Raw genomic sequence first — 6,080 nt, 5'->3', positions numbered from 1 at the left:
AAGCGCAGGAAGGGCGTGGCGGGCACCGCGGCCACCTCGACCGGGGCCTGCGCGAAGGCGCGCAGCGCGCGGCCGTGCACCGCGGCATCCGTGGCGCGCCCCTCGCCCGCCAGGTCGCGATACAGCGCGGCGAGGCGCGCGCCGATCGCGGGGATGGCGTTCTCCGCCTCCACCTGCGCGCGGGCGGAGGCGCGCAGGGCGGCATCGCCATGGTGGCGCGCGGCGAAGCGCAGCAGCGCCTCGGCCACCGCCGGGGCGCTCGCCGCATCGGCCAGCACGCCGCTGCCGCCCTCGCGCACCAGTTCCGGCAGTCCGCCCACCGGCGTGGCGAGGCAGGGCGTGCCGCAGGAGAGCGCCTCCAGCGCCACGTTCGGGTAGTTGTCCTCGAGCGAGGGAACGCAGGCGAGGTCGGCGGCAGCAAGGATGTAGGCCAGCACCGCATCCTGCGCCACCTCCCCGAAGTCGAGCCCGCGCAGACCCGGCACGGCCGGCAGCACGGATTTCCCGAAGCCGGCCACCGCCACCTGCGCGCCGGGGGGCAGCAGCGCCGCGAGGCGGCCATCCTCGGCCAGGCTGCGCAGCGCCTCCATCAGCAGCGCCCCGCCCTTGCGCGCCTCGCGGTTGTCATGCGCGCCGGCCACCAGCAGAAGGTCCTGCGGCGCGAGGCCCCAGGCGGCGCGCAGCGCGTCACGGTCGGGCCGGGGGGCGAAGGCGTCGGTCTCGATGGCGTTCGGGATGACCTCAATGCGGCAGCCGCGCAGGATGATGCTCTCGGCTGCGCGCGCCGCCATCCAGGCGGAGGGTGCCACCACCACCGGACCGGGCGCGGACCAGGCTGCGCGCTTCTCGGCGAAGGCGTTGGGCACCAGCGACCAGGCATCGGCCAGTTGCGGGCAGTGCAGGCAGGCGGTGCGGTACTGCTCGCAGCCCGCCGGGTAGTGGCAGCCGCCGGTCATCGGCCACAGGTCGTGCAGCGTCCACACGACGTGCCGGGCGGCCGCGAGCCAGTGCCGCAGCGTAGCCGGCGCCACCGCCCAGGATGTCCAATGCAGGTGGATCACGCCGGCCGCGGCAAACAGCGCCTGGTGCTCGAGCGCCAGCGCCGGATGCGCGATCGAGAACAGGGTATTCGCCGTGGTGCGACGCGCCGATTGCACCACGCCCCATTGCACGCGGTCATGCAGCGCCTTCGCCAGCGCGGCCTCGCCGGGGGCTTCCGGCACGCGCGGGCGGAGCAGGATGTCGTCGGGCGCACCGGCCTCGCCCGCGGTGAAGGCGAAGGCGGAGGGCAGGCCGGCCGCACGCGTCGCGAGGTGCGCGCGCCTGCCCGCCCGCCCGGCGCCACCCGTGGCACCGTGCGACACATGCATTACCGTCAGTGCCAAATCGCGCCCAAGCCCCCGCCGCGTCCCTGGCATCGCAGCGCAGGGGCGGTATACCGCGGCTCGGACAGGGTCAAGCAGGGCAGCGGGAAATCCGCACACGGATCCGTGTGTCTGCTGTAGACTGACGACAAGAGCTGCGTGCCGTGGCCGCAAGCGTCGCCGGCCTGACATTGCCCGCCATCCGGGAGGCCACCCTGTCCGACGACCGTCCGCCGTTTCTTGTCACCATCGCGACCCAGCGCAGCGGCACCAAGTTCCTCGGCACCTCGCTGTCGGCCGGCACGCTGGCCCGTTCGCTCGGCGAGGTGTTCCAGCCCGGTCCCGGCGGGGCCGATTTCCGCGGCTTCTTCGGCGAGTTCGTCGCCGCACGCGGCGGATTCGGCTTCGAGGCGGAGGAGATGGGCGCCTGCCTCGACGCCTTCGTCGCCCGGCTGCGCGAACGCGTGGCGCCGGCGATGCTGCATTTCGACCTGATGTACAACAACCTCGGCAGCTTGGCGCCGATCTGGACGATGCCGAACGCCGCGCCGGGGGCGAATTTCCTCGCGAACTGGCTGAAGTCGCGCCGCGCGGGGGTGATCCACCTGGTTCGCACCGACCTCGCGGAATGCTTCGCGAGCCATGTCATCGCCGAGACGCGCGGCGTCTACCACACCGGCAACGACGCGGATGCGGCGCGCGACATGCAGGTGACGCTGGGGGCGGAGCAGGCGCTCGCCTACATGCTGCCCATCCTGCGCACGCGGCGCTTCGTGCAGCGCGCCTTCGGCGGCTATTCGCGCTTCCTGGAGGTGACCTATCCCGAGATTGTCGGCGGGCAGTCCGTCGCGCTGCCCCAGGCCGAGCGCATCGCGCGCCTCGCGGGCTTCGGCCCCGCGGATGTCGCGGCACTGTTCGGCTCCTCGCCCCTCCGCCAGACGGCCAAGGACAAGCGTGCACTGGTGACGAATTTCGACGACATCGACCGCATGGCGCAGAGCCTGCAGCGCTACGTCAACGACGCCTGAGCCTCAGCGCGCGTTGGCACTCGCATCCGAGCGCGTGGCGCCGACGCGCTGCGCGAGCGCGGCCGCCATGAACTCGTCCAGCTCGCCATCCAGCACGGCCGCCGGGTTGCCCTTCTCCACGCTGGTGCGCAGGTCCTTCACCATCTGGTAGGGCTGCAGTACGTAGCTGCGGATCTGGTGGCCCCAGCCGATATCGGTCTTGCCGGCCTCGACCGCGTCCGACACCGCCTCGCGCTTGCGCAGCTCCAGCTCGTACAGGCGCGCCTTCAGCATCTCCATCGCGATGGCGCGGTTGCGGTGCTGGCTGCGGTCCTGGGTCGAGGCCACCACGATCCCGGTTGGGATATGGGTGAAGCGCACGCCGGATTCGGTCTTGTTGACGTGCTGCCCGCCCGCACCCGAGGCGCGGAAGGTGTCGGTCTTGAGGTCGGCGGGGTTCACCTCGATCTCGATCTTGTCGTCGATGACCGGGTAGACATAGACGCTGGCGAAGCTGGTCTGCCGACGGGCGGCGGCGTCGAAGGGGCTGATGCGCACCAGGCGGTGCACGCCCGATTCCGTCTTCATCCAGCCATAGGCGTTCGGGCCGGTCACCTGGATGGTGGCGGACTTCACGCCGGCCTGCTCGCCATCCGATCGTTCGGTCACAGTGACCTTGTAGCCGCGCTTCTCGGCCCAGCGGACATACATGCGCAGCAGCATCTCGGCCCAATCCTGGGCCTCGGTGCCGCCGGCGCCAGCGTTCACTTCCACGTAGCAATCATTGGCGTCGGCCTCGCCCGAGAGAAGGCTCTCGATCTCGAGGCGCTTGGCTTCCGCGGCGAAGCCCTGCAGGTCGGCGACCGCGGCGGTCGCGGTGTCCTCGTCGCCCTCGGCCTCGGCCAGTTCGATCAGGCCGAGCGCATCGGCAACGTCGCGCTCGAGCTTGCGCACGCCATCGACCTGCGACGAGAGGCGGCCGCGCTCGCGCATCACGCGACCGGCTTCGGCGGCATCGTTCCACAGCGCCGGGTCCTCGGCGCGGGCGTTCAGTTCATCGAGGCGGCGGACGGCGGCATCCCAGTCAAAGATGCCTCCTCAGCAGGGACACCGATGCGGTGATCTGCTCGTTCAGGGATTCGGCTTCGGCGCGCATGATGCGCGCGGTTTAGGGCGCGCGCGCCGGGCTGTCGAGGGCGGTTAGTACAATCCGCCGAGGTTGCTGTCGACGCGCCCGGCCGATCCGCCGCCTTCCGGATCACCCTCCACGCGCCAGCGCCGCGCGGAATTCTCCGTGCCCGGGCGGAAGGCTTCCAGGATCGAGCCATTGCCGACATTCACCCGCACCAGCGCGACACCGGGCGGCGCGCGGAAGGGCACCGGCGGGCTGTCGCGCAGCGCCGCGGCCACAACATCGCGGAAGATCGGCGCGGCATTGCCGCCGCCGGTCTCGCCATTGCCCAGGCTGCGGGGTTCGTCGAAGCCGATCCAGACCGCCACCACGATGTCGGGCGTGAAGCCCACGAACCAGTTGTCCTTGTAGTCGTCCGTCGTGCCGGTCTTGCCGGCGACGGGGCGGCCCAGCCGGTTGCCGATGGCGTTCGCCCCGGTGCCGCGCTGCACCACGCCCTGCAGGAGCGAGACCATCTGGTAGGCCGCGATCGGATCGGTCACCTGGCGCCGCGCGGGGTCCACGAGGTCCGGCGGGCCAGCCTCGGGGCTTGCGGCATCGCAGGTGGCGCAGGCGCGGCGGTCGGCGCGCCAGATCACGCGCCCGCGGCGGTCCTGGACGGAATCGATCAGCGTCGGCACGACCTCCCGCCCGCCATTGACGAAGGCGCCGTAGCCGGCGGCCATGCGCATGACGGTGGTCTCGCCGGCGCCGAGCGACATCGCGAGGTAGCGCGGCATGTTCGGGATCACGCCGAAGCGCGCCGCGGAATCCGCGACCGCATCCATGCCCATCTGCTGCGCCAGGCGCACCGTCACCAGGTTCAGGCTGCGCTCCATCGCCGTACGCATGGTCACCCAGCCATTCGACTGGCCGGCGGTGTAGTTCTGCGGCCGCCACAGCCGCCCGCCCGACATGACCTCGATCGGTTCGTCGAGCAGTTCCTGGTTGGGCGGAATGCCCTGCTCCAGCGCGGTGATGTAGACGAAGGGCTTGAAGGACGACCCGGGCTGGCGCATCGCCTGCGTCGCGCGGTTGAACCAGGACCGTTCGAAGGACCAGCCGCCCGCCATGGCCAGCACGCGCCCGGTCTGCGGGTCGAGTGCGACCACCGCGCCCTCGGCCTGCGGCATCTGGCGCAGCTCGAGCCGTTCCGGCCGCGCGGGTCGGCCCTGCGCGGGCAGTTGCGTCGGCAGGGGGTCGACGAAGACCACGTCGCCGACATTGAGCACCTGCTGCATGCGCGTCGGCGCGCCGCCGACCCGCCCGTCGCGCGCCGGGCGCGCCCAGGCCAGGTCCTGCAGGTACATCAGCCCGGTGCGCGGCTGCGGCGCGCCGCGCCCATCGCCGCGGTCGATCCAGCCAAGCCGGGCATCCGCCTGGCGCACCTCGAGCACCACCGCGAGCCGCCATTCCGGCAGCCCGCCCGGCGGGCGCTGGTAGGCCTCGAGTGCGGGCATCCATTCGGTCGGCCCGGCGGCGATCTGCCCGAAGGCGCCGCGCCAGCCGCCGCGGCGGCGGTCATAGGCCATCAGCCCGTCGCGCAGCGCGCGCTCCGTCGCGGCCTGCAGTTCGGGGTCGAGGCTGGTGCGCACCACGAGCCCGCCCATCGTGGTCTGCTCGGCGCCGAAGCGCTGGATCAGCTCGCGGCGCACTTCCTCGGTGAAGTGCTGGCCGACGGCGATCACCTCGGGCCGGCGCGTGGGCCTCGGCACGATGGGCTCGGCCTTGGCGTAGCGGGCTTCCTCGCGCGTGATGTGGCCGTCCTCGGCCATGCGGTCGAGCACCCAGTCGCGCCTGGCGCGCGCCGCGTCGGGGAAGCGCAGCGGGTTGTAGTTGTTGGGGCCCTTGGGCAACGCGGCCAGGAAGGCGGCCTCGGCCAGCGTCAGGTCATCGAGCCCCTTGTTGAAATAGGCCTGCGCGGCCGCCGCCACGCCATAGGCCTGCTGACCCAGGAAGATCTCGTTCAGGTAGAGTTCGAGGATGCGCTCCTTGGTCAGCGCCTGCTCGATGCGCACCGCCAGGATCGCCTCGCGCACCTTGCGCATCAGGGTGCGGTCCGCGCCCACCAGCATGTTCTTCGCGACCTGCTGGGTGATGGTGGACGCCCCGCCCATCCGCCGGCCCGAACCGTAATTCTCGATCGCGGTCAGCATGGCGCGCCCGATGCCAAGCGGATCGACGCCGGCATGGTCCCAGAAGCGCTGGTCCTCGGCCGAGACGAAGGCCTGCTGCACGCGGCGCGGGATCGCCTCGATCGGGACGAAGACGCGGCGTTCCGTCGCGAGTTCCGCGCTCAGCCGGCTGTCGGCGGCGTAGATGCGGCTCATCTGCGGCGGGTCGTAGCCGGCGAGCCAGCGGTAGTCCGGCAGGTCCTCGGCGACCTGGCGATACAGGCCATAGCCCGCGACCCCTGCCACCAGCCCGCCGCCGAGCAGCAGGACGAATATCAGCCGGAACAGCCCGAGGCCGCGCCGGCGCCGGCGCGGCTTCGCGGCCTTGTCGCGCCCGCGGCGGCCGGGCGGCGGCGCCTCCGCG

General features: G+C 72.2%; 4 protein-coding genes. 1 reads left to right on the top strand and 3 read right to left on the bottom strand.

Annotated elements, in window-relative coordinates:
* Window positions 1–1,370: glycosyltransferase (locus HW578_RS27970; RefSeq protein ID WP_232479180.1), on the bottom strand; the 1,370-nt coding region annotated here is incomplete at its 3' end.
* Window positions 1,371–1,528: 158 nt separating this feature from the next.
* Between HW578_RS27970 and HW578_RS21590 the strand changes: the two genes are divergently transcribed.
* The gene (locus tag HW578_RS21590) at window positions 1,529–2,392 is read left to right on the top strand and encodes a hypothetical protein (protein ID WP_198372779.1); all 864 of its coding nucleotides are present in this window, start codon (window positions 1,529–1,531) and stop codon (window positions 2,390–2,392) included.
* 3 nt (window positions 2,393–2,395) lie between these two features.
* On the opposite strand, the gene prfB is transcribed toward HW578_RS21590, so the two are convergent.
* Together prfB and HW578_RS21580 are read right to left on the bottom strand one after the other, a co-directional pair.
* A protein-coding gene (prfB, locus tag HW578_RS21585) for a peptide chain release factor 2 (protein WP_198372778.1) occupies window positions 2,396–3,527 on the bottom strand; the annotation gives its coding sequence in 2 pieces (ribosomal slippage) (window positions 2,396–3,457 and window positions 3,459–3,527; 1,131 coding nt in all).
* A 44-nt stretch (window positions 3,528–3,571) separates the two neighbouring features.
* Window positions 3,572–6,080 (bottom strand): penicillin-binding protein 1A (locus tag HW578_RS21580; protein ID WP_369407948.1); only part of this gene is annotated, 2,509 nt, incomplete at its 5' end.

Origin of the sequence: Roseomonas rosulenta (assembly GCF_016106005.1) — a bacterium.
In the GTDB taxonomy this organism is placed as follows: domain Bacteria; phylum Pseudomonadota; class Alphaproteobacteria; order Acetobacterales; family Acetobacteraceae; genus Neoroseomonas; species Neoroseomonas rosulenta.
Note: the sequence above shows the minus strand (reverse complement) of the source record. Positions and strands in the feature narration are given on the sequence as shown.